At 71.0% G+C, this 26,526-nt stretch carries 23 protein-coding genes, 1 pseudogene and 1 riboswitch; of the genes and pseudogenes, 5 read left to right on the top strand and 19 right to left on the bottom strand.

The annotated features are described in order from the left end of the window. Positions 1–173 precede the first annotated feature (173 nt). The 8 genes and pseudogenes from OG408_RS15865 to OG408_RS15900 form a co-directional block, all read right to left on the bottom strand. A complete protein-coding gene (locus OG408_RS15865) occupies positions 174–1,118 on the bottom strand; it encodes a Ppx/GppA phosphatase family protein (RefSeq protein WP_266779711.1) in 945 nt (314 codons plus the stop codon). A gap of 160 nt (positions 1,119–1,278) precedes the next feature. Then, positions 1,279–1,812, bottom strand: a complete 534-nt coding sequence (locus OG408_RS15870) for a DUF501 domain-containing protein (RefSeq protein ID WP_266779713.1) — start codon at positions 1,810–1,812, stop codon at positions 1,279–1,281. Positions 1,813–1,878: 66 nt separating this feature from the next. Continuing rightward, positions 1,879–2,349, bottom strand: a complete 471-nt coding sequence (locus tag OG408_RS15875) for an FtsB family cell division protein (protein ID WP_266779715.1) — start codon at positions 2,347–2,349, stop codon at positions 1,879–1,881. Positions 2,350–2,465: 116 nt separating this feature from the next. Continuing rightward, positions 2,466–3,746: a phosphopyruvate hydratase gene (gene eno / locus OG408_RS15880; RefSeq protein ID WP_266418369.1), complete on the bottom strand. Its 1,281-nt coding sequence runs from the start codon at positions 3,744–3,746 to the stop codon at positions 2,466–2,468. A 286-nt stretch (positions 3,747–4,032) separates the two neighbouring features. Continuing rightward, positions 4,033–4,773: a transglycosylase family protein gene (locus tag OG408_RS15885; RefSeq protein ID WP_326670436.1), complete on the bottom strand. Its 741-nt coding sequence runs from the start codon at positions 4,771–4,773 to the stop codon at positions 4,033–4,035. Positions 4,774–4,777: 4 nt separating this feature from the next. After that, positions 4,778–4,951: riboswitch (cyclic di-AMP (ydaO/yuaA leader) on the bottom strand. A gap of 301 nt (positions 4,952–5,252) precedes the next feature. After that, positions 5,253–6,203, bottom strand: coding sequence for a transglycosylase family protein (locus OG408_RS15890; protein WP_326670437.1), 951 nt, complete (start codon positions 6,201–6,203; stop codon positions 5,253–5,255). A gap of 105 nt (positions 6,204–6,308) precedes the next feature. Further along, positions 6,309–6,638, bottom strand: a pseudogene (locus tag OG408_RS15895) (cytochrome P450); the annotation flags it as partial. A gap of 33 nt (positions 6,639–6,671) precedes the next feature. Continuing rightward, a complete protein-coding gene (locus OG408_RS15900; protein ID WP_326670439.1) occupies positions 6,672–8,654 on the bottom strand; it encodes a recombinase family protein in 1,983 nt (660 codons plus the stop codon). 126 nt (positions 8,655–8,780) lie between these two features. Here OG408_RS15900 and OG408_RS15905 point away from each other — a divergent pair, with 126 nt between their 5' ends. Further along, positions 8,781–10,148, top strand: coding sequence for a cytochrome P450 family protein (locus tag OG408_RS15905; protein ID WP_442806032.1), 1,368 nt, complete (start codon positions 8,781–8,783; stop codon positions 10,146–10,148). 63 nt (positions 10,149–10,211) lie between these two features. Here the strand turns inward: OG408_RS15905 and OG408_RS15910 are convergent, their stop codons facing one another. The 4 genes from OG408_RS15910 to OG408_RS15925 form a co-directional block, all read right to left on the bottom strand. Further along, entirely contained in the window at positions 10,212–11,186 is a 975-nt protein-coding gene (locus OG408_RS15910) for a nucleoside triphosphate pyrophosphohydrolase (protein ID WP_326670442.1), read from the bottom strand. A 32-nt stretch (positions 11,187–11,218) separates the two neighbouring features. Then, positions 11,219–11,875: a SurA N-terminal domain-containing protein gene (locus OG408_RS15915; RefSeq protein WP_285564953.1), complete on the bottom strand. Its 657-nt coding sequence runs from the start codon at positions 11,873–11,875 to the stop codon at positions 11,219–11,221. 299 nt (positions 11,876–12,174) lie between these two features. Then, positions 12,175–12,576 carry a GtrA family protein gene (locus tag OG408_RS15920; RefSeq protein ID WP_266779722.1) on the bottom strand — a complete coding sequence of 134 codons (402 nt, stop codon included), beginning with the start codon at positions 12,574–12,576 and terminating at the stop codon, positions 12,175–12,177. Continuing rightward, complete coding sequence (locus OG408_RS15925; protein ID WP_266779723.1) at positions 12,573–13,541, bottom strand: glycosyltransferase family 2 protein; 969 nt, start codon at positions 13,539–13,541, stop codon at positions 12,573–12,575. The genes OG408_RS15920 and OG408_RS15925 overlap by 4 nt, the downstream gene beginning before the upstream one ends. A gap of 193 nt (positions 13,542–13,734) precedes the next feature. Between OG408_RS15925 and OG408_RS15930 the strand changes: the two genes are divergently transcribed. After that, on the top strand, positions 13,735–14,937 hold the full coding sequence (locus OG408_RS15930) for a phage baseplate protein (protein ID WP_326670446.1): 1,203 nt from the start codon (positions 13,735–13,737) through the stop codon (positions 14,935–14,937). 51 nt (positions 14,938–14,988) lie between these two features. Here OG408_RS15930 and OG408_RS15935 read toward each other — a convergent pair whose 3' ends face one another. From OG408_RS15935 to OG408_RS15945, 3 genes are all read right to left on the bottom strand, one after another. Continuing rightward, the gene (locus OG408_RS15935) at positions 14,989–16,521 is read right to left on the bottom strand and encodes a serine/threonine-protein kinase (RefSeq protein ID WP_266779725.1); all 1,533 of its coding nucleotides are present in this window, start codon (positions 16,519–16,521) and stop codon (positions 14,989–14,991) included. Then, positions 16,518–17,132 carry a hypothetical protein gene (locus OG408_RS15940; RefSeq protein ID WP_266779726.1) on the bottom strand — a complete coding sequence of 205 codons (615 nt, stop codon included), beginning with the start codon at positions 17,130–17,132 and terminating at the stop codon, positions 16,518–16,520. Before OG408_RS15940 ends, OG408_RS15935 begins: the two co-directional genes overlap by 4 nt. A 121-nt stretch (positions 17,133–17,253) precedes the next feature. Further along, positions 17,254–19,419 carry an N-6 DNA methylase gene (locus OG408_RS15945; protein WP_326670449.1) on the bottom strand — a complete coding sequence of 722 codons (2,166 nt, stop codon included), beginning with the start codon at positions 19,417–19,419 and terminating at the stop codon, positions 17,254–17,256. 246 nt (positions 19,420–19,665) lie between these two features. Here OG408_RS15945 and OG408_RS15950 point away from each other — a divergent pair, with 246 nt between their 5' ends. Then, a complete protein-coding gene (locus OG408_RS15950; RefSeq protein ID WP_266779728.1) occupies positions 19,666–20,538 on the top strand; it encodes a DUF4352 domain-containing protein in 873 nt (290 codons plus the stop codon). An 88-nt stretch (positions 20,539–20,626) separates the two neighbouring features. On the opposite strand, the gene OG408_RS15955 is transcribed toward OG408_RS15950, so the two are convergent. Further along, positions 20,627–21,385: an HNH endonuclease family protein gene (locus OG408_RS15955; protein ID WP_266779729.1), complete on the bottom strand. Its 759-nt coding sequence runs from the start codon at positions 21,383–21,385 to the stop codon at positions 20,627–20,629. Between the two features lie 131 nt (positions 21,386–21,516). After that, the gene (locus OG408_RS15960; protein ID WP_326670451.1) at positions 21,517–22,383 is read right to left on the bottom strand and encodes an SCO6745 family protein; all 867 of its coding nucleotides are present in this window, start codon (positions 22,381–22,383) and stop codon (positions 21,517–21,519) included. A 115-nt stretch (positions 22,384–22,498) separates the two neighbouring features. On the opposite strand from OG408_RS15960, the gene OG408_RS15965 reads away from it, so the two are divergent. Continuing rightward, entirely contained in the window at positions 22,499–23,074 is a 576-nt protein-coding gene (locus tag OG408_RS15965; RefSeq protein WP_326670453.1) for a TetR/AcrR family transcriptional regulator, read from the top strand. A 99-nt stretch (positions 23,075–23,173) separates the two neighbouring features. After that, positions 23,174–24,475 carry an SGNH/GDSL hydrolase family protein gene (locus tag OG408_RS15970; protein WP_326670455.1) on the top strand — a complete coding sequence of 434 codons (1,302 nt, stop codon included), beginning with the start codon at positions 23,174–23,176 and terminating at the stop codon, positions 24,473–24,475. A 57-nt stretch (positions 24,476–24,532) separates the two neighbouring features. Here the strand turns inward: OG408_RS15970 and OG408_RS15975 are convergent, their stop codons facing one another. Both OG408_RS15975 and OG408_RS15980 read right to left on the bottom strand, forming a co-directional pair. Beyond that, entirely contained in the window at positions 24,533–25,864 is a 1,332-nt protein-coding gene (locus OG408_RS15975) for an MFS transporter (protein WP_266779733.1), read from the bottom strand. Then, positions 25,861–26,505, bottom strand: a complete 645-nt coding sequence (locus OG408_RS15980; protein WP_326670457.1) for an ArsR/SmtB family transcription factor — start codon at positions 26,503–26,505, stop codon at positions 25,861–25,863. Before OG408_RS15980 ends, OG408_RS15975 begins: the two co-directional genes overlap by 4 nt. Positions 26,506–26,526 lie beyond the last annotated feature (21 nt).

Consider the following 26,526-nt stretch of genomic DNA (forward strand, 5'->3'; position numbering starts at 1 on the left):
CGCAGGCCCGTTCGGAGCAGAAGTCCGCCCCCAGGGACCGAATTCCTTGTGAAGAAGTTCACGAACTTCGTCGCGCCGTGTCCCCGAAGGCACCCCCCGGGTGGCCCCGGGCCTCTCAAAAGTGCAGGCCGGAGTGCGTATGAGCAAGGCCCCCCGACGCCCCCGAAGGGCCCCTAACGGGCCGCGTAGAAGGCGATGCCGTCCAGAATGTCGTGCTCACTGACCACGACCTCACGGGCCCCGGCCCGCTCCATCAGGGCCAGCAGGATCAGCGCCCCGGAGGTGATCACGTCGACCCGCCCCGGGTGCATCGCGCCGATCGCCGCACGCTCGGCGTGGGTCGAGGCGAGGAGCCGCCCGGTGATCTCCCGGACCTGCTCCAGCGAGATCCGGGAGTGGTGGATCGCCCCGGAGTCGTACGCGTCGAGACCCAGCGCGATGGCGGCCACCGTGGTGACCGTCCCGGCGAGGCCGACGAGCGTGCCCGCCGAACCGAGCGGAACGGTCTCCTCGGCCAGGTCCAGAGCGGCCTCGACGTCCGCCCGGATCGCGTCGGCCTGCGCGGCCGTGGGCGGGTCGACGACCGCACCGTCCCGCACGAGGTGCCGCTCCGTCATCCGGACGCAGCCGATGTCCACGGACCGCGCGGCCCGCACCCGGTCATCGCCGACGACGAACTCGGTGGAGCCGCCGCCGATGTCCACGACGAGATACGGCTTCGCGAGGTCGTCGCGCCCGGCGAGCTCCTTGGTGGCCCCGTCGAACGAGAACGCGGCCTCCTGGTCACCACTGATCACCTCGGGCTCGACGCCCAGGATGTCCAGCACCCCGCGGACGAAGTCGTCCCTGTTCTCGGCATCCCGGGAGGCGGAGGTGGCGACGAAACGGATCCGCTCCGCACCGTGCTCCTTGATCACCTCCGCGTACCGCCGGCACGCGGCGAAGGTCCGCTCCAGCGCCTCGGGGGCGAGCCGGCCGGTCCGGTCGACGCCCTGGCCCAGCCGGACGATCTCCATCCGCCGGTCCAGCTCGACGAGCTCCCCCGTACCGGGGTCGGCGTCCGCGACCAGCAGACGGATCGAGTTGGTACCGCAGTCGATGGCAGCTACACGCGTCATGAGAACTCCAGAATCCAGCGAGCGGGGCCCGAGAGCGGAGCCCCCGTCCAGGCCCCTCCGGCGATTGAGGAACGGAGGGGCCAGGGGCAGCGCCACCATCCAAGCCCCTCCGGCGATTGAGGAGCGGGGGTCCGGGGGCAGCGCCCCCGGGTACGGACCGTCAGCCCTCGTCCGGCGCGCCGCACGGCGAGACGCACGGCCCCTTGCGCCACCACTCCGGCAGCATCGCGATCGCCTCGTCCCCGAGCGGGTTCACCCCCGGCCCGGCGGCCAGCGAGTGCCCCACGAGCACGTGCAGACACTTCACCCGGTCCGGCATGCCACCCGCGCTCGGGAAGCCCTCCAGCACCTCGATCGCGTCACGCCGCGCGATGTAGTCCTCGTGCGCGACCCGGTAGGCCGCAGCCAGCTCGGGGTCCGTACCGAGGCGCTCGGTCATCTCCTTCATGACCCCGTTCGCCTCCAGCGTGCCGATCGCGGACGCCGCACGCGGACACGTCAGGTAGAACGTCGTCGGGAACGGCGTGCCGTCCTCCAGCCGGGGCTGCGTCTCGACCACGTCCGGATTGCCGCACGGGCAGCGGTGCGCGATCGCGCGCAGGCCGCGCGGCGGGCGCCCCAGCTGCTGCTGGAACGCGGCGATGTCCGCGTCCGTGGGCGCGGTGGACTCGGTCTGGGGAGGGGGCGTTTCCATGCCTGCCTAGGGTCTGATCGGACTGCTCGAACTGCGGTTCTGCAGATGTACGGAAGGGGGCGCGGCTCAGCCGCGGTCGGCGCTGTCGACGCCGTCCCAGAGGTTGGAGTGCCAGGGCCGGTCGGTCTCCTCCGGCTTCCCGTTGCGCTCCTTGACCGAGTCGGGGTCGACCACGGTGTAGCCGGTCTCCCCGGGAAGAAGGTAGTGCAGGTGCTCGCGGGCCAGCCGCTTGACGTAGGCATCGTCCTGGAGCCGCGCCTTCTCGTCGCGCAGCTCCTCGGTTCGGGCCTCGGCCTCCTGCGCCAGCCGCTCCTGGTCGGCGATCTCGTCGCGCTGCGACACGTACTGACGCATCGGGTACGCGAGCGCGACGACCAGTGAGCACACCACCAGGGCCAGGAAGGCCGCCCGGCCGGTGAGCCGGGAGCGGCGTGCCTGGCGGCGGTTCTGGGACCGGTAGACGCGGGCCGCGGTCTGCTCGCCGAGCAGCCGCAGCCGGGTCGCGGTGGAGAACCGGTCCCGGTCCTTCGCGGCCATGTCTCCGCCTCCCCATTACGCACGTCCGTCCCCGCACACGGTACGGGACCGAGTGCGGGGACGGACGGAGGCCGGGGCACTTGACCCCGCCGGGCTTTACCGGGCCTGCTGTGCGGTCAGCCCTTGAAGCGCGGGAACGCCGAGCGGCCGGCGTACACCGCGGCGTCGTCGAGGATCTCCTCGATGCGCAGCAGCTGGTTGTACTTGGCGACACGGTCCGAGCGGGCCGGGGCGCCGGTCTTGATCTGGCCGCAGTTCACGGCGACCGCGAGGTCGGCGATGGTGACGTCCTCGGTCTCGCCGGAGCGGTGCGACATCATGCACTTGAAGCCGTTGCGCTGGGCCAGCTCGACGGCGTCCAGGGTCTCGGTCAGCGAACCGATCTGGTTGACCTTGACGAGCAGGGCGTTGGCGGAGCCCTCCTCGATGCCGCGGGCCAGGCGCTCCGGGTTGGTGACGAAGAGGTCGTCGCCGACGATCTGCACCTTGGCGCCGAGCTTGTCGGTGATGACCTTCCAGCCGGCCCAGTCGTCCTCGTACAGCGGGTCCTCGATGGAGACCAGCGGGTACGCGGAGACGAGCTCCTCGTAGTACTCGGTCATCTCGGCGGCCGAGCGGGACTTGCCCTCGAACTCGTACTTGCCGTCCTTGTAGAACTCCGAGGCGGCGACGTCGAGCGCGAGCGCGATGTCCTTGCCCGGGGCGTAACCGGCCTCCTTGATGGCCTCGACGATGAGGTCGAGGGCCGCGCGGTTCGACTCCAGGTTCGGCGCGAAGCCGCCCTCGTCGCCGAGGCCGGTGGACAGGCCCTTGGTCTTCAGGACCTTCTTCAGCGTGTGGTAGACCTCGGCGCCCCAGCGCAGGGCCTCGGAGAAGGACTCCGCGCCGATCGGCGCGATCATGAACTCCTGGATGTCCACGTTGGAGTCGGCGTGCGACCCACCGTTGAGGATGTTCATCATCGGGACGGGCAGCAGGTGCGCGTTCGGGCCACCGAGGTAGCGGAACAGCGGCAGGTCCGAGGCCTCGGAGGCGGCGTGGGCGACGGCGAGCGAGACGCCGAGGATGGCGTTGGCGCCGAGCGAGCCCTTGTTCTCGGTGGCGTCCAGGTCGAACATCGCCTGGTCGATCAGCCGCTGCTCGGTCGCGTCGTAGCCGACGAGCTCCGGGCCGATCTGCTCGATCACGGCGAGGACGGCCTTCTCGACGCCCTTGCCCTGGTAGCGGTTGGGGTCTCCGTCGCGAAGCTCAATGGCCTCGAACGCACCGGTGGAGGCGCCGGACGGGACGGCAGCACGGCCCGTGCTGCCGTCGTCGAGGCCAACCTCGACCTCGACCGTGGGGTTTCCGCGGGAGTCGAGGATTTCCCGGGCTACGACGACGTCGATGGACGGCACGAGGCATCTCCTTCTGGGATATGACGCTGGTTGTGCAGGGTCACTTTGGCCTTGCGACAAGAGCCTAACCGGCCCGGCCGCCTCAGTCGGCCGACCGCCCGTCCCCTGGGACGAAAAAGGACCCAAGGGCAGGCATAGCAGGGCAAAGCTCCAGAAATTTACTGGCAAGTAACTACAACAGTTGAACGATCAGCGCCGAAACCGGCCGACCCCGGCCCGGCACGCACGGGGGGAAGGTGCGCGCCGGGCCGGGGCGGCCGGAGTGTTCAGCGAGGAGAGATCGCGACTACTTCGTCAGGTGGAGCTGCTGGCCCGGGTAGATCAGGTCGGCGTCCTTGACGATGTCCTTGTTCAGCTCGAAGAGGTGCTTCCAGCCACCCTCGACCTTGTGGTCGGCGGCGATCTCGCTCAGGGAGTCACCGGTGACGACCTTGTACTCGCCGTCACCCTTCTTGACCTTCTTGCCGGTCGGGGTGGTGACCGTCTTCGACTCGGCCTTGGGGGCGGTCGAACGGTCCGAGCGGTTGGTGGCGGGGGCCTCGGTGCGCTCGGCCTTCTTCGGCTCGGCCTGCTTCGGCGCGGCCTCGGTCTTCGGCGCGGCCTCCGTCTTGGCGGCGGAGGAGCCGGTGTCGACGCCCGGGTCGACACCGTCGTTGCTCAGGTTGCCGGCACCGGCGCAGGACCAGGCGCCCGGGCCCTGCATGTCGAGGAGCTTCTCGGCGACAGCGATCTGCTGCGACTTGGTCGCCAGGTCGGCGCGGGCCGCGTACTGCGTACCGCCGGCGGCCGCCCAGCTGGACTGCGAGAACTGCAGGCCGCCGTAGTAGCCGTTGCCGGTGTTGATGGACCAGTTGCCACCGGACTCGCACTGGGCGACGGCGTCCCACGTGGACACGGAGGCGGCGGAGGCGCCGGTGGCACCCATCAGGGGCACGGCGATGGCGGCACCGGTGACACCGGCGAGCGTGGCGATACGGACGGCCTTGGACGGGCGACGGTGCTTGTTGCCCTTGCTGTTGAGCAGCATCGAGACTTCTCCTCACCGACGCCTACGAGGTGAGCTGTCGGGTTCGGGCCAAGTGAGTTGCCCGGTCGTGCGTCCTAGCGCACGACTTAACCCCTAGCCGTTCCCGATGCGTCGCGTTCGACGACCGGGCCCGGCGCCTACCTGGGTCCCCCGCTCCTGCCTACGGCGCTTTACGCGTCTGTTCCCTTCGACCGACGGCAGGATTCGGCGTGACGGTCGACGGGGCCCGCGGTGCGAGCGGTTCCGACCGTAAACACACGCAACCCCCACATTCAAAGATGGACATACCGGATAAACAGCCCTTACTTGCATCCGAAGAACGACTGTTTCCGCAGGTGGGAACGGATGCGGGCGGACCTCCCGGACAAGACACGCCAGTTCACGCAAAGAGACCCATGTCTCACTTAGTCGAAAGTGGGACATAGGCCTCTTAACTACCCCAGTTTTCAGGGTGTTTTCAGCTGATCATCAGACTGCGCTCATTCGGCCTTCACGCCGAGATCGAGGCTCTGGCCAGGCAGGATGAGGTCCGGATCGGACCCCACCTCGGCCTTGTTGGCCTCGTACAGCGCGGCCCAGCCGCCGGACAGCTTCTGTGCATCAGCAATGGCCCACAGGTTGTCGCCGGCGCGGACGGTGTACGTCCCGTCGGCGGCCGGGGCGCCCGTGTCGCGTGCGTCACCACTGCCGCGCGAGGCATGCCGCCCCGAGTCCCGGTCACTGCCGCCACCGGTCTGCCGCGTCTCCTCGGGGGCCGGAGCGCCGCGGTGCTTGCCGCTCTTCTCCTTCGCCGGGTCCGAGGCGTCGTCCGAGGGCGTGGTGGACGGCGTGGCGGACGGGGACGCCGAGGCGTCCGCCTTCCCGCCGCCGTCCGTCGCGTCGTCGGTCGCGTCGTCCGCCGAGTCCGACGGGTTCATCGCATCACCGGCCGCGTCACCGGCCGCGTCGTCCGACGCACCGGTCCCCGCGGACGGGTCCGTGTCCGCGGACGGGTCGGTGCTGCCGGACGGCTCGGGGGAGGGCGTGGTGCCCGGGTCCACACCCGGCAGGCCGCTGTCCGCGACGAGACCGGAGATGACCGCACAGCTGGGCCACGCCTTCGGCCCCTGGTCCTCCAGGACCTTCTCCGCCACGGCGATCTGCTGCGAGCGGCTGGCGAGGTCGGCACGCTCGGCGTACGACTCGCCGCCGTACGACTTCCAGACCTCCTGCGAGAACTGCAGGCCGCCGTAGTAGCCGTTGCCGAGGTCGGCGCTCCACATGCCGCCGCTCTCGCACTCGGCCACCCGGTCCCAGGTCGAGGCGTCTGCGGCGTGCGCGCCCGCCGCGCCGAGCAGCGGGATGGCGATGGCGGAACCGGTCACGCCTGCGGCGACGATGATCGCGGGTGCCTGCCGAGGGCGACGGTGTCTGCCGTTCGCGGAGCCCATGGGAATGCCTTCCGTGTGACTGACAAGTGACTGGTGAGTCGAACGGTGAACCTAGCGGGACTCGAACGTGTGTCACAAGTCGATGCAGCAGAGATCACGTGAAAGTCACAGAGTTGACAGAGTGTCACCTTGCCCGCGCGCCGGGCCGGGGGTGAACTCCACCGGCAAGGTGCGCAGTCCACGCATGATGAGCCCACCACGCCACCGCAAATCGGCAGGTTCCCCCGCAAGTCGCAGATCCGGAAGGCGCTTCAGGAGCGTGGCGAGCGCGGCCTGCCCCTCCAGCCGGGCGAGCGGCGCTCCCAGGCAGTAGTGGATTCCGTGACCGTAACCGAGGTGCTGATTGTCACGCCGCGCAAGGTCCAGCGTGTCCGGCCCGTCGAAGCGTTCGGGGTCCCGGTCGGCGGCGGCGAGCACAACGAGGACGGGGTCGCCCTCGACCGGCTAGGACTGAAGCCTCCGGAATATTCATGGCGCCCCCCTGCCCTTGGGGGCTTCACTCCGTGCCGACAGCAGGCTGCCACGGAGCTCTCCTGTGACCGTGAGCTGGGGCAGAGTCGGACGCCGATACGCCTCAACGCCCCTGCGGTCCGCACCCAGAACCGCCATGACCTCGGGCCAGGCACCTCTCTTCCACCAGAAGAGCTGACGTTCCCGCATGGGGTCGATGGGCCCCCATGCCTGAGGCATGTCGACCCATGACAGCCCTTGCCGGAGCCGGTGGAGCATGCCGCAGAACTGCGCGCGGATGTCGTACTTCGAGGTGAAGTGCTTCTTCGACTTTCCGGACAGGAGCCTGTGAAGCACCGTGAGGACGGCCTCCCACTCCTCGTCCGTCGGGTCGGGAGGCACGAGGGTGGCCGTTTCGTGGTGCCATCGGGTGATCTCGCACTTGACGCCCGGCTTCGCCGTGTTCTCCATCGTCCCGGGCGTGACACGGATGTTGAACATGTCGAAGACTTCCTTGCGCTCCGCCGGCGTCATGATGTCGAAGCGCTCGCGGGGATTGTTCACGAGGTCGACAAGGTTGCGTGCCTGACGCTCGGACTTCGCGTACGTCTGCAACCACTCTTCAGCGATGCGCTTCTGCTTCCGGTACTCGTCCAGCTCCCGCTGCATCTCTTTCAGCCCCGCCTTGAGCACGAGGGGGTCGATGTCAGCCTTCATGTACGCGGGGACCTGCTGGTGGATGAGGTCCTCCTGCTTCGCGATTCTGTCGCCGAAGTCGGTAACACGCTTCTCGTACTTCCGCTTGTCCCCCGGGAAGCTGCTGACCCACTCGGCCGCCATCACCTGGAGTTGGGATTCTTCCTTGATGAGCTTGGCCATTTCGGCCCAGGCGACACCTTCGATCTCTGCCGCGTTGAAGCACGGCTCTCCGCAGTGCTCCCCCTTCTTCGCCATACCCTTGCAGCGGTAGGCGCGCGCCTTCTCGCGCCGACCGGCGCCGATGTAGACCGAACCGCACAGGCTGTCGATCCGTCCGCTCAAGGGGTAGATCTGGGCGTGGATGCGGCCGTTCTTGAAGCCAATCTTCTTGAGCGTCTCCATAAGACGTCCGGCACGTTCCTGGGGCAGGATGGGCGGCACGCCGATTCTGGCCTGGTCACCGTGGACGGGGGTGCCGTCTTCACGGCACTGGGTGGTGCTCCTGCCGGTGCCTCGGGTGGTCTTTCGGTAGGTGACGTAGCCACTGTGGATGGTTTCGCCGTGGAGGCGGCTGCGGAGGTTCGCAGGCCCCCACGGCACACCGCTTCGGGTGTAGAGCCTGCGCTGGTTGAGCTCGTCGCAGGCCTCGGAGATGTTCATACCGTGGTCGACGATGAGTTCGACAGCGACGAAGAGCACCTTGGATTCGTACTCATCGGTGACCAGCACACTGAACTTCTTCCGGCGGTCGCCCACCACGTAGGTGTCCTGCGCAATCTTGTAGCCGTAGGGGGCTGGGCCGCCGGGCCAGCCCCCGTAACTGATCTTCAGCTCGCGGCCCGCGAAGGTCCGCTCCTTGATGCGACGCCACTCCATCTCGGAGAAGCTGACGTGCTGCATGAACCGGGACCAGCCGGACTCCGTGCTGGTGTCGATGTTCTCGCTGACCGAAATGAAGTGGACGCCGAGGTCCGCCATGTCCCAAGCCCACTGGTACACAGCACGGGCCGTCCGGCCGATGCGGTCCACCTTGGGGACAAGGATGCGGTTGAAGCGTCGTTTACGCGCGTCGAGGACGAGCCGGTCCCTCTCCGGGCGGCTGTCCAGCGCACCGGACACCGCTTCGTCCACGTACGCGTCATAGACGTCGGCCTCCGGATGGCGGGCAAGCCACCCATCGGAGATGGCGTTCTGGTCTTCGAGACCGAATCCGTCGAGCTGGTCGCGGGTGGAAACGCGCGTGTACTTCGCCACCACGATCGTGGCAGATTCAGGCCGGCGCGGGCGTGCCACAATGGGCATGTTCAGTCCTCCGAGACTGTTCCGTCCCCGGGGTGTTGACGCACCGCCGGGAAGGTTCCGGCCTCATAGCGCTCTACCAAGCGTTCTGGGGCCGGTGCCGTTTTTCGGGCAGCCTACCCGTGCCTGATGCCTCAGCGGAGCAGAGTCACCAGGGCCACTGATGTTCGACAGCGAGCCCGCGGGGCACTTCGGAACGGACAGTGTGGAACACCGGCAGCGGCGGCTCACCCGCAGACAGACGCCCGATACCGTCGTCATGTGAACGACACCCCGCCGCCCGAACTCTTCACCTGGGAGTTCGCCACCGACCCGTACCCCGCCTACGCCTGGCTGAGGGAACAGAACCCCGTACACCGGACGACATTGCCCAGCGGCGTCGAGGCATGGCTGGTTACCCGGTACGCGGAGGCACGACAGGCCCTCGCCGACAGCCGTCTTTCGAAGAACCCGGCGCACCACGCCGAGGACGCCCAGGGAAAGAGCAGGACCGGCATCCCTGGGGAGCGCAGCGCCAACCTCATGACGCACCTGCTGAACATCGACCCGCCCGACCACACACGGCTTCGCCGGCTGGTGTCCAAGGCGTTCACGCCCCGGACGATCGCCGCGTTCGGGCCCCGCGTGCAGGAGCTGGCGGATCGGCTCATCGACGATTTCGCGGAGAAGGGGGAGGCCGACCTCATCCATGAATTCGCCTTCCCGCTGCCCATCTACGCCATCTGTGATCTGCTCGGCGTACCCGAGGAGGACCAGAAAGACTTCCGCGACTGGGCGGGCATGATGATCCGGCACGGCGGCGGTCCGCGCGGCGGGGTCGCACGGTCCGTGAAGAAGATCCGCGCCTACCTCGCCGAGCTGATTCACAGGAAGCGGGAGAACCCCGGCGACGACCTGATCTCCGGCCTGATCCGGGCGAGCGACCACGGCGAGCACCTCACCGAGAACGAGGCCGCCGCGATGTGCTTCGTGATCCTCTTCGCGGGTTTCGAGACGACCATCAACCTGATCGGCAACAGCGCCCACGCGTTCTTCCGCAACCCCCCGCAGCGTGCCGTGTTCCAGAGTGCCGTCCAGCGAGGCGACAACCGTCTCCTGGACACGGCCATCGAGGAGCTGCTGCGCTTCGACGGCCCGGTGGAACTGGCCACCTGGCGCTACGCCACGGAACCTCTCGAGATCGGGGGAAAGCTGATCCGCGAAGGCGATCCCGTACTCGTCGTACTCGCAGCGGCCGACCGTGATCCGGACCGATTCGCGGAGCCCGACACACTCGATCTGTCCCGCCGGGACAACCAGCATCTGGGGTACGGGCACGGCATCCACTACTGCCTGGGTGCCCCCCTGGCGCGCCTGGAGGGCCGCACCGCCCTGGAGACCCTGTTCCGCCGCCTGCCGGACCTTCAGCTCGCGGTGGACCCCTCCGACCTGCGGTGGCGGGGCGGACTCATCATGCGCGGTCTGCGCACACTCCCGGTCGAGTTCACACCGCGGTGAGGCCGACCGCTCGTGACGACGACAGCGTGAGCCGGACGGTTCCTCACCCGAGCCTGTCCGCCGCTACCCGACGCCCTCCGCCGCCCTGATGGCGTCCCGGTACGCCCGCCCCGCGGCCCTCAGTGCCGCTTCCGGGTCGATGCCGTCCTCCTGGGCGCGGACGGCGAGGGCGAGGAGCCGGTAGCCGATGTCGTCGCTCTCGTCCTTCCCCTCTGGCAGGGGTACGTCGAGTCCGGCGGTGCGCACCCGGCTCGCGAGCTTCGCGGCGAGTGCCAGGCCGGGCTGGCCGAGCGGCACCCCGTCGGTGACGGACTCGCGCTGCTTCTCGATGGCCTTGGTGCGCAGCCAGTGCGCGTGGACGTCCTCCGGCGTCTCGGCGGTCTCGTCGCCGAAGACGTGCGGGTGGCGGTGGATCAGCTTCTCGACGAGCGTGGCCGCGACGTCGTCGACGGAGAACGGCTCGGTCTCGTCCTCCTCGGCGATGCGCGCGTGGAAGACGACCTGGAGCAGTACGTCCCCGAGCTCCTCGCGGAGTTCCTCGCGGTTGCCGTCCTCGATCGCCTCGACGAGTTCGTACGCCTCCTCGATGGCGTACTTGGCGAGGCCCTCGTGGGTCTTCTGCGAGGTCCAGGGGCATTCGAGGCGGATCCGGTCCATGACCTGGACGAGGTCGAGGAGCCGGGCGCCGGGGAGGTCGTACGAACCGGGCAGCAGCTCAAGGTTCGGCATCCGGACCCGGCCCGAACCGGCCAGCCTGGCCAGTCCGTCGGTCAGCGGCTGGTTGCCCTCGCCGCCGGTGAGGATCACGACGGTCCGGCCGCCGGCGCAGGCGTCCACGAGGTCCTGCGCGTCGGGGACGCCGGGTGTGACGGTGATGCCGGCCTCGCGCAGATACGGCAGCTGCGGCTGGTCCTGCTCCCCGCAGTGCACCCGCTCGGCGGCGTGCAGGGTCTGCCAGGCGGGCCAGGACAGCAGTCCGGGCGCGACGCGGTGGCTGGCGGTGAGCAGGACGATGCGGCCGGGGTCTTCAGCGTTCACGATGCGAATCTACCCCGGCCGTCGGACAGTCCTCAGGCCCCGGCCTCCGCCGCCGCCTGGGCCGGCTTGGTGACCTGGGTGATCCAGGGGGCCTTGAACTCACCGAGCTGGATCTGCTGGTTGTTCCAGGTGCCGAAGCGCGGGTTGACGTCGACCTTCAGCGACTTGGACGCCTTGGTGAGCGCGTCGCCGAGGATCTTCGTGCCGGCCGGGGTCGTCGGGTCGGCGCCGAGTGCCTGGCCGAGCTTGGTCAGCTGGATCTGCTCGCGGAGGAAGGCGTCGATCTGGTCGGGGGCGATCCAGCGCTCCTGGAGGACCGCGGCGCGCAGTCCGGCCTCCCCCTTGTACTGGGCGACGGCCGACTGCCGCATCTGCTGGATCTCGGCGCGGGTGACGGTGACCCCCGCGTCCGCGGACGCCTTGTCCAGGACCCGGTCCAGGATCAGCCCGTGCAGCTTGGCGCGGACGAGCTGGCCGGACTGGTTGGTGATCTGGGCGGCCTGCTTGGAGGTGTCCTGCGCCTGGCGCACGTCCGCGACCTGGCCCTGCACGGTGGCCACCGTGATCCGGTCCCCGCCCACGACGGCCGCGGCGCCCGGGTGGGCCTGGCTGCCGCAGGCGGCGAGGAGCGGCGCTGCGGTGAGCAGGGCGGCGGAGACGGCGAGCGTGGTGCGACGGCGGCGGTGCAAAGGAGCCTCCCGAGGAGATTGTGCGGCGGTGCACAAGGCCTTGCGGTGATCGATGCTAGAGCATCCGGCACTTGGGAGGCGGGTAAAGGAGCGGGTCCGGGTGCGTGCAGCTGCAAGGCGGAGGATTGAGGCATGGCGGAGCCATGGTGATTGACGACAACGCCGCAGATGCGCGGGCCCGGACCCGCGACGCCGCCTCCCAAGTGCCGGATGCTCTAGGGACAGTGGAGGTGGTGCGGGCCACTGATTCGACCAACGATTCGGGAGGAGTTGGGGATGCGGTCGTCCGTCGGCGCGGCTCAGCCGACGCGTTCGGCTGTTTTCGGCGGGGTGTCCGGGCGCAGCATGATCGTGCGCGAGACGGCGAAGGTGATGGGGATGGCGGCCGCGGCGGCGACGAGCGGGGCGTACCTGCTGCTGAATCCGGCCAGGTCGACCAGGAGGTAGACGCCGCCGGTGGTGATGACGAAGTTGGCCGCGTTGGTGAGCGGGAAGAGGAGGAACTTCCGCCAGGTGGGCCGGGTGCGGTACGTGAAGTAGGAGTTGAGGAAGAACGATCCGGTCATGCTGAGGGCGAAGGCCAGTACGTGCGCGGCGATGTACGGCAGCCGGTGCAGCAGGACGAGGTAGCAGCCGTAGTACGTGCCGGTGTTCACGGCGCCCACGAGGGCGAACCGGGCCATCTGTGCCTTGACCGTCATCGGCGTACGAACTCCAGGGGTTCCGGCTCCTGGGCGGGCCGGTGGATCCGGGTGTTGGTGGCCTTCACCAGGAAGTGGGGGCGGCGCTTCACCTCGTAGTAGATACGGCCGACGTACTCCCCCACCACTCCGACCATCACCATCTGGACTCCGGCGAGGGCGGTGAGCACCACGAGGAGGGTGACGTATCCGGGGGTGTCGACGCCCTTCACCAGGGCGACGCCGACGATCCAGGCGGCGTAGACGAAGGCCACGGACATCAGGAGCATGCCGAGGTAGAGCGCGGCGCGCAGCGGTTTGTTGTTGAAGGAGAGGAGTCCGTCGAGGCCGTAGTTCAGCAGCTTGCCGAAGGTCCAGGCGGAGCGGCCCTGTTCCCGGACGGCGTTCTCGTAGCTGAACGTGGTGGTGGGGAAGCCGACCCAGGCGAAGAGGCCCTTGGAGAAGCGGTTGTACTCGGTGAGTTCGAGTACGGCGTCGGCGGCCCGGCGAGAGAGCAGGCGGAAGTCGCCGACTCCGTCGACGAGTTCCACGTCGACGAGGCGGTTGATGAGCCAGTAGTAGGCGCGGGCGGTGAGGGTGCGGGTGACGCGGTCGCCCTTGCGGGTGCGGCGGGCGATGACCTGGTCGTAGCCGCGGGCGTGTTCCTGGAGCATGCGGCCGACGAGCTCGGGCGGGTGCTGGAGGTCGGCGTCCATGATGACGACGGCGTCGCCCTCGGCGTGCTGGAGGCCGGCGAGCATGGCGGCTTCCTTGCCGAAGTTGCGGCTGAAGGAGACGTAGTGGGCGCGGGGGTCGGCGGCGGCCAGTTCCTGGAGGATCGGCAGGGTCCGGTCCGCGCTTCCGTCGTCCACGTACACGAGCTGGAAGGCATGGCCCAGGCGGGTCATCTCATCCGTCACGCGTTCATGGAAGCGTTCGAGGATGTCTTCCTCGTTGTAGCAGGGCACCACCAGCGAGATCAGCACGAAAGTACATCAGCCGGTCAATGTGTCGGGGGCGGATGGCGGGTGTGGCCTGGGGGCGACGATTGGGTGAACTGGCTCCGGGCGCCGCGGTCTCCGTGCGTGTGGCCACCCCATGGCGGTGCGGTCGTGCGGTGGTGTGCGGGCGATGGGGCGGGGTTGATCGCGGCCTGGCCTGCCGATTGGATGAGGCCCCATGACCCACGACAGACTCTCGCGCCCCAGCCGCCGTTCCCTGCTCGCGTGGAGCGGCGCCGGTGCGCTGACGGCGGCAGGCGTGTCCGCAGGCACCGGGACGGCTTCCGCCGCCGTCCACCCCACGCCGGGTTCGGCGCTTCTGGTGCCCTCGCCGCGGCTCGATCTGAACAGTGCTTCGGACAACTGGATACGTCAGAAGCCGACCCGTGACACGACGATCATCCAGTCCTTCGGCTACGACAACGCCAACGGTCACATCTACCTGGCCCAGGTGACGCAGAGCGGCCTGAAGCTCCCGGGCGAACCGGCCCCGGTGAGCAGTGCCGACCGCAACCGGCACGGCGACCTGACGATCACCAAGTGGGACATGTCCGGCAACACCCTGGGCTACATGTATCTGCGCGGCTTCGGGCACGGCATGAGCATCGGGGTCGAGCCGGTCGGCTCCAAGGCCTATCTGTGGACGGAGACCGACGGGCAGGAAGTGCAGGACCCGGTGCACCCGTCGGACCCGACGAAGGTGACCAGCCGCGGCCGGCGGCTGGCCCGTTTCCCGTTCGTCGACGCGCAGGTGCTCGACTACGGATCGGCCGGGCTCACCACGTATCAGCCGGTCCCGGGCACCTCGACGTACACCGCGTCCGTCGACCCGGTCTACGGCCGGCTCGCCATCCGCTTCCGGGACACGGACGGGGTGATGGTCTTCCAGGTCCACGACCTGGACCTGGCCCGCCTCGGCATCTGGAGCCAGCCGCTGGCGAACGTCCGGGAACCGGACATCACGGCGGTGCCCGGCTGGCCGCTCACCACCTACGGCCGGCCGTTCCTCCAGGGGTACGCGGTCGTGGGCCGGTATCTCTACCTGCTGCACGGCAACAGCTACGGCTCCACGCAGAACATCGGCGGGCAGGACCTGGTGGTCTCGCCGCCCGGTGTCGGCAACACGTTCATCACCTCGGTGAACCTCGCCACCGGCGCCCTCGACCCGGCTCCGCCGTCGCCCTTCAAGGAGACCGTCAACCCCGCTCACACGGCGGCCGCGTACTCGCTGGACTACCGGGAGCCGGAGGGCCTGGGCGTCCTCGTCCCGGACCCGGACCGGCCCGGCGACTTCCGCATCGGCATGGGCTTCGCCTCGGGCGTGGCGGGCGCGCGGGTGGCGACGGTCTACGGCAAGGCGGGGCTCGTTCAGCCGTCGTGAGCCGGTGGCGGCGGGACCGGGAGGACCGTCACCGCGGCGTTGTCCCGGTTCTCAGCCGCCCCTGACCTTCAGCCTGCGCTCCAGCTGGCCGCGCAGTTCGACGGGCAGGGGGTGGTGCGGGCCGTACATGCGCTCGGTGTCGTACAGCAGTGCGCGGAGCTGGCCGAGGGCTCCGGCGTGGTCGCCGAGTGCCATCAGCAGGTGGCTGATGCGGTGGCGGATCTCGTAGGAGCGTGCCGGATCGTTGTTCGTCGCGTACTGGTTCTCGTAGTACGGGAGGACGGCCCGGTACTCGGCGAGTGCGGCGGCGGGTTCGCCGAGCTGTTCCAGGCACTGTGCGGCGTCGTAGCGGTACTGGAGGGTCTGCGGGTCGGCCGGTCCGGTCTCCGCGGCGCGGTCGTCGGCCAGCCGGCGCAGTTCGGGCAGGGCGCGGCGGTACTGGCCGTCGTCCATCAGCGTCGCGGCGTACTGCTTGCGCAGGATGCGGACGACCGGGGAGCCCTCGCCGTGCTGTTCGGCGGCGGCCGGGAGGATGCCGCCGAGCATGTCGACGGCCTGGGTGATCCGGCCTTCGCCCAGCAGCCTCTTGACCTCGTCGACGGCGGCCGCGACGTCCGGCCGGGCGGGCATCGGCGCGGGCTGGGCGGGGGGCGGGGTCGTGGCCCGGTCGGGCCACGGGGCGTGCGGGCGCAGGAAGGGGCGGGTCGGGTCGAGGGGGCCCGAGGGCAGGCCGGAGTTGCGGGTGGGCAGCAGCGGGGCGAGGTGTTCGTACACCTCCTGGGCGCTGGAGGGGCGGTGCTGCGGGTCCTTGGCGAGCAGCCGCAGGACGAGTGCTTCGAGGGGTTCGGGGATGTCGGGGCGGATCTGCCGGACGGGCACCGGTGGTTCGTAGAGGTGGCGGTGCAGGACGCCGAGGGCGGTGGAGCCGGCGAACGGCACGTCGCCGCTGAGGAGTTCGTGCAGGAGGACGCCGAGGGCGTACAGGTCGGTGTACGGGCCGACGGCGCCGCCCATGGCCTGTTCGGGGGCCATGTAGGCCGGGGAGCCGATCGGTGAGCCGGTGTGGGTGAGGCGGGTGGTGTCGGTGTCCAGCACGGAGGCGACGCCGAGGTCGAGGACGACGACCGTGCCGTCCGGGCGCACCATCAGGTTGCGGGGCTTGAGGTCGCGGTGGACGATCGGCACGGCGTGCACGGCGCTCAGGACGGCGCAGAGCTGGGCGGCGACGGAGACGGACCACTGCCAGGGGTACGGGTCGTGTTCGGCGAGGTGGTCGCCGAGGTCGGCGCCCTCGACGTACTGCATGACGAGGAACAGTTCGTCGCCGTCGCTGCCCGCGTCGTGGACGGTGACGAGGCCGGGGTGGTCGACCTGGGCGGTGACCCGGCACTCGCGGACGAAGCGGCGGCGCAGCTCGCCCGCGGCGTCACTGCCGATGGGGCCGGTGACCCGGTCGGGGCGCAGCAGCTTGACCGCGACGCGGCGGTCCAGGCGCTGGTCGTAGGCCGTCCAGACCTGGCCCATGCCGCCCTGGCCGAGGATCGTCGCCAGTTCGTACCGCCCGCCGACGAGGCGACCGCTCACCGGCCCTCCTCCTTGCGGAGGTAGTCGCTCAGTTCGTCGAGCTCGGCGCGGACCTGGTCGAGGCGCTGGGGCTGGGGTGCGGTGTGCGGCTGCCGGTCCGGGGGCGGTGTGGGGTTCGGCCCGGGGTACGGGTGCGGCGGGTAGGGCTGCGGCGCCGGGGCCGGGCCGGGCGTCTGGATCGGCACGGTGGGGGCGTATCCGTAACCGGGGACCGGCGGCACGGGTCCGCCGGGCATGCCGGGCCCGCCCATGGTGTGCTGCCGGGTCAGTTCCGCGTAGTGGCGGATGTCGGCGACCAGGTAGTGCGTGGGGGCCGCCACCATCGCCAGCAGCAGCAGCGGGATGAGGACGTAGTCGACGCCGTGGGCGTCGGTGTCGCTGCCGTCCCTGCCGATGACCGGCAGCAGGACGCAGATGAGCACGAATCCGGCCCCGGTCAGCCACCAGTCGGACGTCCTGCGCCGCACGATCGCCAGACGCAGCAGCGGAGCCCACAGGAGCAGGCCGCAGGAGAACACCGAGAGCACGGTGAACAGCACGCGCATCGACACGATCCAGGCCCTCGTGGGGATCCTGCGCGGCGCCGTCGGCGGATAGCCCGGGGCGTTCATGGCTGCTCCTGGATACCTGGTCGGGGGGCGTCCGCGCGCACATGGGCGTACGCGCTGGACCGAGCGTAAAGGGCGACACCGACAAGGGCCCCCGGGTTGTACGGAACTGTTGTGGTTCCGCTCACTCCGGCGTGACCGTACCGTCCGTCAGCCCGTCGTACATCCCCTGGACGAGCCGGCCGCCGAGGCGTCCGGTGAGGCGCAGCGCGTCCTCGAACGCGGCCAGGGCGCGGAAGCGTTCGCCGTACCGCTGCTGCTCGGCCAGGGGCAGCCGGGGCAGTTGGAGGCGGCGGGCGTCGAGCCGGGTGGCGGTGGAGGCGTGGCTGCTGGCCTGGCGGTTGTTGGCGGTGCCGCGCAGGAAACCGGCGAGGAACCAGGGGTCGAGCGCGGCCGGATCGGGGCGCAGCAGCTGGAGGTTGCGGCCGAGCGCGGCTCCCGCGGTGGCGTCGTCGATGACACGGGCGACGGAGCCGCCGCCGAGCACGGGGACGACGACGTCGCCCGGTTCGACGAGCACCGGATCCTCGTGCGGTCCTGCGGCGGGCAGGTTCCCCGACGGGGCGGCGGCGCCGAGGACGTCGTGCTCGGTGAGCACGGGGCCCGTGCCGGTGCCGGTGCCGCCGGTGCGGAGCAGGAGGGCGCCGGCCCTGGCGAGTTCGCCGACGGTGGTGAGCGGCCAGTGGGCGGGGGCGGAGACGTCCACGGGCGGCGGGATGAGGCCGCCGGCGAGCTCCAGGGTCTGCGTCAGCCGTTCCCGTACGCGGATCAGCTCGGCCGATCCGCCCGCGGCGGCCGGGGACGGCAGGTGGCGGGCGGGGGCCAGATCGACGTCGTCGTCGAGGAGTTCGATGACGGGCACGACGCGGCTGACGCCGGGCCGGGCGTCCGTGCCCGTACCCGTGCCTGCGCCCGTTCCGGTACCCGCGGCCGGGTCCTTGGCCGTACGCGCATTCGTGTCCGTTCCGCCGTCCGCGCGGCCCTGATCGCTCTCGTCGCCGAACCGTTGCCAGGCGTCGAGCACCGCGGCGTGCAGGGCCGGCCAGTCGAGGCGGTCGCGGCCGCTCCGGTCGGAGGCGGGTTCGGCGGGCTCGGCGGTGTCGACCAGGAGCAGTTCGGGCGAGGGATGCGGTGCGGTGCCCGGCTTGCGCAGGACCCAGAGGTGGAGGGGGATGCCGTACGGGGGCGCGGCGCCTGCCGGGAGCGCGATGACGGCCCGCAGGGCGCCGCGGCGCAGCAGGTCGGCGCGGATACGGCGGCCTGAGCGGCGGGACGCGGCGGCGGGCGGCATCAGCAGGACGGCGGTGCCGCCCTCGCGCAGCCGGGCCAGCGCGTGCTGCACCCAGGCGAGTTCGGACTCGGTGCGGGCGGGGAAGCCGTACTCCCAGCGCGGGTCGTAGGCGAGCTCGTCGTGGCCCCAGTTGCGCTCGTTGAAGGGCGGGTGGCAGAGCACCGCGTCGACGGTGAGGCCGGGGAAGGCGTCGGCGCGCAGGGTGTCGCCGGTCCGGGCCGCGAGGGTGCACTCGGCGGGGTCGGTGTGCAGGGCGAGGCGGAGGGCGGTGAGAGCGGCGAGGTCCGGGTCGCTCTCCTGCGCGTACAGCGCGGCGGGGCGGGTGACCGCGCCGAGCAGCGCTCCGGTGCCGGACGCCGGGTCGAGGACCGTGCGCGGGGACCGGCCGGCGGTGCCCGCCAGTGCGGCCATCAGCCCGGCGAGGCCGGGCGGGGTGAGGGTGTACTGGCGGGGGTTGGCGTCGAGCTGACGGCCGAGCAGGAACTCGAAGGTCTCCCGCACCCCGGCCTCGGCTGCGAGTTCGGCGGCGCCGCGCAGCAGGGGGACGGACGGCAGGAGTTCGGAGCGGTCCGGGCCGTGAACCGCGCGCCCGGTCCCGTCGGCCGGTCCGAACCGGGCGGTGAGCACCTCGTTCAGCGCGAGGGAGAGCACGCCCGCCATCCGCTCGTCGGACACCCCCGTGATCTCCCGCCAGGCGGAGGGCCGCTCCCGCACGAGGAGCAGCGCGCATCCGACGTGGAACAGTGCGGGGACGGCGCCTGCGGGGTGTCCGGCCAGCTGCTGCCAGACGCGCTCGCGGAGGGGGACCTCGGCGAGCTTCCCCTGGTCGCGCAGCCACTGCTCGATTTCGGGCAGGGCGAAGGACGGGCTTGTCTCGGTACCGCCGACGGGCTTGGGGAAGTCGGCGTGCCGGCGGCGCCAGTTGCTGACGGCGGCGCGCCCCACCCCGGCCAGCCGGGCGATCCCCGCGGCGGTCACCTCTGTCGCGTTCTCCGGCACTTGCTGTCTCCCTGGTGCTCGTACCGCTGCTGGCGCGTCCGTGTTCACTGCTGCGTCCGTGTTCACTGCTGTGCCGGCGAGCATACCGACCTGTTCACAGCACACGATTCACAGCGTGCACCACCCAATCAATCGTGAACAGTGTTGACTCGGTTCACAGGAGATGGTGTGATTGACCTGTCGCTGCAAGAGGCGACATGTGGAACCGCTCACCACTCCTCTCCGCACTTGCCGAAGGGCACAGCCATGTCCCAGTTCACGCAGCCGCCCCAGTCCCCTCAGCACCAGCCGCAGCACCCGTCGCAGCACCAGCCCCAGCAGCCGTACGCCCCCGCCCAGACGCCGGGACTGCGGCCCGCGCGCAACGGGCTCGGTGTCGCGGCCCTGATCCTGGGTCTCATCGGCGCGGTGTCCGGTCTGGTCCCGTTCCTCTTCTGGCTGGCGGGCGTCCTCGGCCTGATCGCGCTGATCCTGGGCCTGGCCGGCCGGGGGCGTGCCAAGCGGGGCGAGGCGACGAACAAGAGCATGGCCACGTTCGGCGCCGTGCTCGGCCTGATCGCGCTGATCCTCTCGGTGGTCGGCGCCGTGATCACGTTCAAGGCGGTCGACGACGCGGTGAGCGACCTCAACAAGGCGGTGTCGGACACGACGGCCTCCGCGAAGCCGAAGGCGGGCGGGGACGGAAGCACCGGTAAGAACGCCGGCAAGAACAACGAGAAGGCCACCGACAAGGCCCTGGAGGCCGGGGACTCGGCGGTCTACGACGACGACCTCACGATCACGGTCGGCGACGCGAGTGCGTACACCCCCGACCCGTACGCCGCCGGGCACACCAAGGGCAACAAGGCCTACCGCGTCGCCGTCGTCATCGAGAACGCGGGCAAGGCCAAGTTCGACGCCGCGCTCGTCACCGTCGGCGCCCGGGCCGGCAAGGACGGTGTCGACGCCGAGCAGATCTTCGACGGCAAGGTCGGCGAGGGCTTCAGCGGCACGGTCCTGCCGGGCAGGAAGGTCACCGTCCTCTACGCCTTCGACGCCCCCGCGGGCGCCAAGGACCTGACCGTCGAGGTCGGCCCCGGCTTCACGTACGACGCGACACTGTGGGACCTGAAGCTCTGACCCGCGCGCAAGCGGCCGCGGAAGTGACCCGCCGACGCGAAGGGGACCCGCCTGGAGGCGGGTCCCCTTCGCGCGTCCGGTCCGCCGGTCAGCCGCCGCACAGCTCCAGCATGACCTTCTTGTCCGCGGTGGTGACCGGGAGTTCGTACTTCAGCGAGACCTGCGCGAACCGCAGCGCGTACGAGCAGCGCACCGGCTTGTACGGCGGCAGCCAGGACGCGGGACCCGAGTCGCGCTTGGCGTTGTTGGCCGGGCCGTCGACCGGGATGAGGTTGAGGGGGTCGTTCGCGATCTGCTGCCGCTTGGCCTCGTTCCAGCGGGCCGCGCCCATCTGCCAGTCGTACGACAGCGGCATGACGTGGTCGATCTGGACCTTGGTGGCCTGCTGCTTGCGCCACTCGATGGTCTCGCCGGTGTAGGGGTCCTTGAGCGTCATGGAGACGACCACGCAGTCCGAGCCGGAGCGCAGTGCGACGTCCTTGCCGTCGCGGGCCAGCAGGTCGTTGCGGGTGTCGCAGCCGTTGTGCGAGAGCGGGACGCTGTCGACGGAGTCCTTCCACGCGTAGCCGAACTTGTCCCGTTCGTAGCCGGTCTTGGGGCCGCGGCCCTTGGTCGCCACCTTCTCGATGACCTTCCGGGCCGCCGCCCGGTCCGCATCGGACGTGAGGGGCGCCAGGCCCGGCTTCGTACCGTCGGCGTTGTCCAGCGGGCTGGCGCCGAAACCGGTGGCGGACTGGCCGCCGCCGTTCGAACTGCCGCCGGAGCGGTCCGTACCGGAGGTCACCTGTTCGGGGTCGCAGCCGGTCAGGGCCAGTACGGCCACCACGCCCAGCGCGGGCACGATCATTCGACAATCGCGGGGAGATATCACTCGAAGCCGTCCTGACGGGGAGAAAGCCGAACCAACCCGGGAATCCTACGGACGTGTTCCCCGTCAGGACGCGTTCATGGCCCGCCTTCACCCCGATGCGGCTCGAATCACACCTTCCCGATGCCCAGCGTCGTCTCCGACGGCAGCAGCCCGGAGCCGATCGCCGCCACCCACAACGGGCCGAGCAGTTCCACGAGCCGCTCCCGCTCCGCGTCGCCGAGCACCCGCCACGGGGCGGCCGCCGCCTCGTCGGTCCCTCGCTCGACCTCGGCGCGCAGCACCCGGCCCGCGTCCGTCGCCGTACCGTCGTCCGCCAACAGCCCGCGCTTCAGCAGCCGTTCGCGGGCGTTCGACCATTCCTCGTCGCCCCATCCCCGGCTCGCGAACACCTCAGGGCGCGCCGCGCCGACGGCGGCGAACGAGACCAGCGCCTCGACCGGGTCGAGCTCCGCGCGGGCGAGCGCCGCGAGATGGCCGTCGCCCCGGTGTTCGCGCAGGACGGTCGCCGCCTGCCAGAGCGCGAGGTGCGGCGCGTCCGGCCAGGGCAGTGCGGCGTTGGCCGCGGCGAGCGGACGGCCCGTCGTGTCGGCCGCCTCCGCGACGCGCCGCAGGAGCGCGGCCGCCTCGGCCGTCCCCGGAGCGGCGACCGCCTCCCCCAGCACGGTCCGGTACGCCCGGTCGACCGCTCGGGTCCGGGCGGCCAGGACCGCCCCCGGCGAGGCGACGGCCCAGCCGGCGGGGACGTACGCACCCACCATCCGCGGGCTGAAGCTGTAGAACGTCTCCGCGACCCGGTCGGCCCCGGCCTCCCCGAGCGGCGCCGCCCGCCAGGCGAAGTAGCTCGGCCACCGCTCGCCGACCTCGTATCCGAGCGCCGCCGCCTCCTCGAAGGCCTCCGGCGCGTAGTAGAGAACAGCGTGCAGGGGCTCCAGCAGGTGCCACATCTGCCGTACGCGACCCAGCTCTTCGGACATGTCTCCGCCTTCCGCAGCGCCTCTATCTAGTCACTGACTAGATATCTCTCGGCCGCCAGAGTGCACCCAGCCCCGCGAACTTGTCAATGACTAGATTCTGCGTAGGGTGCTGTTCATGAGCAGCGACCGCACCTACCACCACGGCGATCTGCGGCGGGCCGTCCTCTCCGCCGCGCTCGACGTCATCCGCACCGAGGGCCCCGCCGCGCTCAGCCTGCGCGATCTGGCCCGCCGGGCCGGCGTCTCCCACGCCGCGCCCGCCCACCACTTCAAGGACCGCACGGGTCTGCTCACCGCCATCGCCACCGAGGGCTACGGGCTCTTCGCCGACGCTCTCGCCGACGCGCCGGACCTGCGGGAGCGGGGCGTGCGGTACGTACGGTTCGCCACCGAGCACCCCGCCCACTTCCAGGTGATGTTCCAGCCGGACCTGTACCGCGCCGACGACCCGGAGCTGCTCGCAGCGAAGGACCGGGCGTCGGGGGAACTGCGCGCGGGAGTCGCCCGGCTCCCCGACGCCGGACGCGGCGACGACCCCCGGCTCGCGGGCGTGGCCGCCTGGTCCCTGGCCCACGGCTTCGCCGGTCTGCTGCTCAGCGGCAACCTCAACGAGGCGGTGGGGGGCCGGGATCCGGAGGAGGTGTTCCGGGCCCTCGCCGCGCTGATCTTCACACCGGCCGGGCCCAACTGACGCCCACCCGGCGGGAATAGCCGGGGCATCCGCGTGATTGGCCATGTCGTGCGCACGTGATCCACGGAACAGGCATCCAGGACAACGAGGGTGGGAACCATGAGAACCACGAACGCGACCCGGCGTGCGGGTGTCGCACTGTTATCGGCACTGACACTGGTGGCGCTGCCGGTCGTCGGCGCAGACGTCACCGGCACGCCCGCGCACGCCGCCTCGGCCGGGCACGGCACCGCGCCCGGGACCGGCCACGGGGGCTGGCAGGGCGGCTGGGCGGCCTCGCCGCAGGCACCGACCGAGATCTTCACGCCGAACTGGTCGCGACAGGGCTTCGCGGACCAGACGGTCCGCCAGGTGATCCGGGTCAGCACCGGCGGCACCCGGGCCCGTGTCGAACTGTCCAACCGCTACGGCACCGGCCCGCTGCGGATCACCGGAGCGACGGTGGCCCGCACGGACGCCGGGGCGTCGGTCGAGAAGGGTTCGGTGCGGCAGCTGTCCTTCGGCGGCAGCCGCTCGACGACCGTCCCGGCGGGCGCCGACGCGACCAGTGACGCGCTGGCGTACCGGACCGGGGCCCTGGAGTCGCTGACCGTCACGCTGTATCTCGCCGCGCCGACCGGTCCCGCCACCTTCCACATGATGTCGTCGGCCACGAGCTACCGGGCCCGGGGCGATCACCGGGCCGACCGCGGCGGCGCCGCGTTCACGGAGACCAGCGAGTCCTGGTACTACCTCACCGGCGTCGAGGTCGGCGGCGGCGCCCCGCGCCGGAACGGGGTGGTGGCCTTCGGCGACTCCATCACCGACGGCGTCGGATCCACCCCGGACACCGACAGCCGCTACCCCGACGAACTGGCGGAGCGCTTCGCGGCCACCGGGCATCCGCGCAGCGTCCTCAACCACGGGATCGGCGGCAACCAGGTCACCAACGACACGGACTGGGCCGGGGAGAAGGGCGTGACCCGGTTCGCGAAGGACGTGCTCGACGAGCCGGGCGTGGGCACGGTCATCGTGCTGGAAGGCATCAACGACATCGGGGCGAGCAGCGCGGGCGGCGTCGGCACCCCCACCCCGGAGGTGTCCGTCGCTCAACTGATCGCCGGGCACCGGTCGTTGATCCGTCAGGCGCACGCACGGGGCATCAAGGCGGTCGGTGCGACGCTGACACCCATCAAGGGCTCGTTCTACGACAGCGCCGTCAACGAGGCGAAGCGCGACGCGGTCAACGACTGGATCCGCACCTCCGGCGCGTACGACGCGGTGGTCGACCTGGACCGTGCGGTGGCCGACCCCGGCGACCCGGACAGCATCGCCCCGGCCTACGACTCGGGCGACCGTCTGCACCCGAACGACGCGGGCTACCGGGCGATGGCCCGGGCGATGGATCTGCGCATTCTCTGATCCGCGCGGGCGCCCCGGACAGCGGCCCGCGGCCGCCCGTCTGGGGCACCCGTCCGCTCATCCGCGTACCGGCCGCTTGCCGTCGTCCGCATCCTCCGCGCCTCCCGCCCTGTCCGCGGTGCCGGCCGGGGCCAGGGAGCGGATGCGGGGCACCGGTGACGGCAGGAGCCACAGCACGGACAGCGCTCCGCCGACCGCGGCGATGAGCAGGGTCCCGCGCAGTCCGAGGAACGTGGCGAGCAGGCCTCCGACGACGGCGCCGGCGGGCCGCATCCCGTAGTTGACCGTGCTGTACGCGCCCGCGACGCGGCTGCGCATGCCGTCCGGGATGACCGACGCCTGGAGCGAGTTGAGGTTGACGTCGAACAGCATGACGCCGAAGCCGGAGAGGAACTCGGCCGCGGCCAGCGCCCCGGCGCGGAGCCAGAGCGGACCGCCCGCGGCGGCGGCGAGCGCGATCGGGGCGGGGAACAGCACGGCGCCCGCCACGATGCTCCGCCCGACACCGAGCCGCCGCGAGAGCGCGGGTGCGCACACCGCGCCGAGCAGGGCGCCGGTAGCGCCGGCCCCCAGCGCGGCGCCGATCACCCCCGCGGACAGCCCGAGGCCCCGGCTGGCGAAGAGCACGATCAGCCCGCTGCCCGCGACGAAGGTGAAGAAGTTGACGGTGGCCGCGCAGCCGAGCGTGGCCCGCAGCACCGGGTGGCGTACGACGAAGACCAGGCCCTCCCGGGCACGTCGGGCCAGGGACGGCGCGGCCGGGTCGGCCGTGGCAGCCTTCGGTTCGTCGACCCCGACCCGGCCGATCAGGACCGCTGACACCAGGAAGGTCAGGGCGTCCACCACGACGGCCACCGGTGCGGTGAGGGCCTGGATCAGCGCGCCGCCGATCGCGGGGCCCGCCACCTGGGAGACCGAACGGCTGGCGCTGAGCTTGCTGTTCGCGTCCACGAAGGAGGCGCGCGGCACCAGGCGCACGAAGAACGGCGGATAGGCGGTGTTGAACAGCACTCCGGCGGCGCCCGTCAGGATCGCCACGGCGTACAGATGCGTGAGCGTCACCGTGCCCAGCGCGTAGGCCGCCGGCAGGCTCAGCAGCACGGCGGCGCGCACGAGGTCGGCGATGATCATCAGCCGGCGCTTGCGGGGCCGCTGGTCGACCCAGGCTCCCAGCAGGATCGCGAGCAGGTTGGGCGTCCAGACCAGTGCGGTCAGCCAGGCGACTTGGTTGGCCGAGGCGTTCAGCGCGCCGACCGCGATCAGGGGCAGGGCCAGCTCGGTGATCCGGTCGCCGAACTGCGAGACCGAATGGCCCGCCCAGAAGCGGGAGAAGCGCCCGTCCCGCCACAGCGATGCGGCAGGGGGTATGTCGCCCTCCCGGCCGGTCACGAGGACCGCCCCGCCCGCTCCCCGCCCGGCTCCTCGTCCCGTCCGTCCCGCTGCCCCCCGTCGCCCTCCGGCAGGACGTAGCGCATCAGCCGGACGCCGCGGCTGCCGGCGGGGCGGTCGGCCGGGTCCCGGGTGACGTACGGCGCGAGGACGCGCTCGATCCCGTCCTCGATGGCCGCGAGTTCCTCGGCGGAGACCATGACGCGGGTGTGGGCCAGCCCGGCGGACCTGCGCCAGGCCGGGTCGAGCCCGGGTTCGACCTCGGCGGCCCAGTGGGCCGGGGCGTCCGCGTAGCGCAGGAACATCTGCCGCGAGAGCTCCCGCGCGGCCGTCCGGCCCTCCTCGTCCGCCGGGTTCCGCGGCTCCTCGAACCGGAAGCCGCGCGCCACCGCCTCCCACCGCCTGCGGCGGCGGTCCGGTCCGGGCTCGCTGTCCCGGACCAGGCCGAAGCCCGCCAGATGGCGCAGGTGCCAGCTGGTCACCGAGGGCGTCGCCCCCACGTCCGGGGCGAGCTCGGTCGCGGTCGCCGGCCCGTTCCGGCGCAGGTGGTCGAGGATCGCCAGCCGTACGGGATGCGCCAGGGCGCGCATCGCCTGCGGATCGGTGATCTCGATATCGCCCAGGCGATTACTGGAGTCCATGACGTGAGAGCATGCTCTCAC

This window comes from Streptomyces sp. NBC_01257, assembly GCF_035917255.1.
Taxonomy (GTDB): domain Bacteria; phylum Actinomycetota; class Actinomycetes; order Streptomycetales; family Streptomycetaceae; genus Streptomyces.